We start from the raw sequence: 2,506 nt of genomic DNA, 5'->3' as shown, positions 1-2,506 counted from the left end.
GTGGTGGGCTCGGAAGGCAAGGGCCTGTCGCGCCTGGTCAGCGAGACCTGCGATCAGATCGTCTCCATCCCGATCGACGGGGCCACGGAGTCCCTCAACGCGGGGATCGCGGCATCCGTCGCCCTGTACCAGGTGTCCACCCTCCGCGCCGCGGGAGGCGCAGCATGACCCGCATCGCCGTCATCGGCGGAACCGGCTACGCCGGACGCCACATCGTCGCGGAGGCGGTGCGCCGCGGCCACACGGTCGTCTCGGTCGCACGGTCGGTGCCCGCCGAGCGGATCGACGGTGCGACCTACATCGAGGGCACCCTCCTGGATGCCCCGAACCTGGTCGCCGAGCTGCAGGGCGTCGAGGTGATCGTCCTCGCGGTTCCCGCTCGGGGCGACATGGAGGGCCAGCTGCGTCCGGGCGTGGCGGAACTCGTCGCAGCCCTGCCCGCCGGCGTCCGCATCGGGGTCATCGGCGGGGCGGGCGGCAGCCTCTCCGAGCCCGATGGGCCTCGGGTCGTCGACCTGCCCTCGTTCACCGAGGAGTACAAGCCGGAGGCTCTCGAAGCCATCGACATCCTCCATGACCTGCGCGAGACCCCTGCTTCGCTGGACTGGTTCTACATCCACCCGGCCGGCGGCTTCGGCGGATGGAACCCGGGGGAGCGCACGGGGGCATACCGCGACGGTGGAGATGTGATCGTGACGGATGACGACGGCGAGTCGTTCATCGGCGGCGACGACTTCGCGATCGCCGTGCTCGACGAGATCGAGCAGCCCCAGCATCCGCGGGAGCGATTCACCGTCGGGTATTGATGCGAGCCGGGTCAATGCGAGCGAAGCCCGCGTTGACGCGGCTCGGATCAAGATCGAGTAGCGAGCTTGCGAGCGTATCGAGATCCCGAATCGGTCAGACCAGGTCGCGCCAGTCCACGGCGGTGTAGTCCTCGTCGTCGATGGCTGCGCCGTCGGCGGTCAGGATCGGGATCGACATCGTCTCGGTCACGGGGCCCATCACGGTCGCCTCGTCGCGCCGGTGACGCAGCACGCCGTCGATGTAGCTCGTCAGGATCTCCGCGAGCGGGGCGGACCGTCCGCTGGCCTGTGACACGTACCACCGGTGCTCCAGCACCTGGTGGAAGACCTCGGCGGGCTCGAGCTTCGCGCGCAGATCGAACGGGATCGCCTTCACGACCGGCTCGAACACGCGGGTGACCCACTCGTGTGCCGACATCTCCTCGTCATCGGGATGCCGCGCGGTACGGGCGCGGTACTCATCGAGGTCGTTGAGCAGGCGCCGCGCCTGATTCTCCTCGACGTCGAGCCCGGTGAGCCGGAGGAGCCGTCGCTGGTGGTGCCCGGCATCGACCACCTTCGGCTGGATCGATACGCGCGTGCCGTCGGGAGTGGCCTCGATGGACATCTCGCCGATGTCGAAGCCGAGCTCATTGAGTCGCCGCACGCGTTCGGTGATGCGCCAGGACTCGTCGGACGAGAAGGACTCCCGATCGGTGAGTGCGGCCCACAGCGACGCGTACGACGACATGATGCCGTCCGCGATCGCGAGGGCGTCTACGCCGCCTTCGAGCCGACCGCCCGCCTCGAGGTCCATGATCTCGCCGGCGATGTTGGTGCGCGCGATCTCGAGATCGTGGGCGCGCTGTCCGGGGGTGAGGCCGCTCTCGTGGAGCTCGCCGGTCTCGGCATCCACGAGGTACGCGGCGAAGGCTCCCGCATCACGGCGGAAGAGCGTGTTTGAGAGCGAGACGTCGCCCCAGAAGAAGCCGACATTGTGCAGCCGGACGAGCAGGGCGGCGAGGGCGTCGACGAGGCGCGTCGCGGTGTCCGGACGCAGCACCTGGGTGAACAAGGCGCGGTAGGGGAGGGAGAACTTCAAATGGGCGGTGACGAGCGCCGCGGGGAGCGACTCGCCCTCCGGCGTCGCCCGCCCGGCGATGACGGCCACACGCTCGACGCACGGCGCATCCAGTCTCGCCAGGTTGCCGAGCATGTCGTACTCGCGCCGAGCCATCTCCTCCGTGGTCTCCTTGATGGCCACCACCCGGCCGGAGAGGTTCGCGAAGCGGACCAGGTGGCGGGAGATGCCCTTCGGGAGGAAGACGATCGTGCTGCTCGGCCACTCGGCGAGCGTCGTCGACCAGGGGAGCGTCAGCAGCCCGGGGTCGACGGAACTGGCGGTGATGCTGAGTGCTGCGGGCATGGCTTCCCCTGGGACGACCGGAAAAGAAAAACCGCGGCGCGGGGGGTCGATGACCCTCCGCGCCGCGGTCGTGATGCTAGCTGCCCGAGATGACGGGAGCGTCGTTGAGGCGCTCGCCGCTCTCGACATCGAACGCGTGCACGTGGCCCGCGGTCGCGGCGAGGGTGACCGTGTCACCGGCGTTCGGGTGACGACGTCCGTCGACGCGCGCGACGATGTCGGTGCGCTTGCCGGCGATGTCGGTGTGACCGTAGAGGTAGCCGTCGGCGCCGAGCTCCTCGACGAGGTCGACGAC

At 69.3% G+C, this 2,506-nt stretch carries 3 protein-coding genes and 1 pseudogene; 2 read left to right on the top strand and 2 right to left on the bottom strand.

Annotated features, from left to right (window positions below; translation table 11 throughout):
• Positions 1–168: TrmH family RNA methyltransferase (locus AC1DVT_RS19500; RefSeq protein WP_477390969.1), on the top strand; the 168-nt coding region annotated here is incomplete at its 5' end.
• Positions 165–806 (top strand): NAD(P)-dependent oxidoreductase, encoded by a 642-nt coding sequence (locus AC1DVT_RS19495; RefSeq protein WP_457099294.1) that lies wholly within the window; start codon positions 165–167, stop codon positions 804–806. The genes AC1DVT_RS19500 and AC1DVT_RS19495, both read left to right, overlap by 4 nt.
• 94 nt (positions 807–900) lie before the next feature.
• On the opposite strand, the gene AC1DVT_RS19490 is transcribed toward AC1DVT_RS19495, so the two are convergent.
• On the bottom strand, positions 901–2,211 hold the full coding sequence (locus AC1DVT_RS19490; RefSeq protein WP_457099295.1) for a DUF4032 domain-containing protein: 1,311 nt from the start codon (positions 2,209–2,211) through the stop codon (positions 901–903).
• Positions 2,212–2,287: 76 nt separating this feature from the next.
• Positions 2,288–2,506 (bottom strand): annotated as a pseudogene (locus tag AC1DVT_RS19485) (sugar ABC transporter ATP-binding protein); the annotation flags it as partial.

Source organism: Microbacterium sp. P2_F9 (genome assembly GCF_056403635.1).
This window is presented reverse-complemented; position numbering and strand designations above follow the sequence as displayed.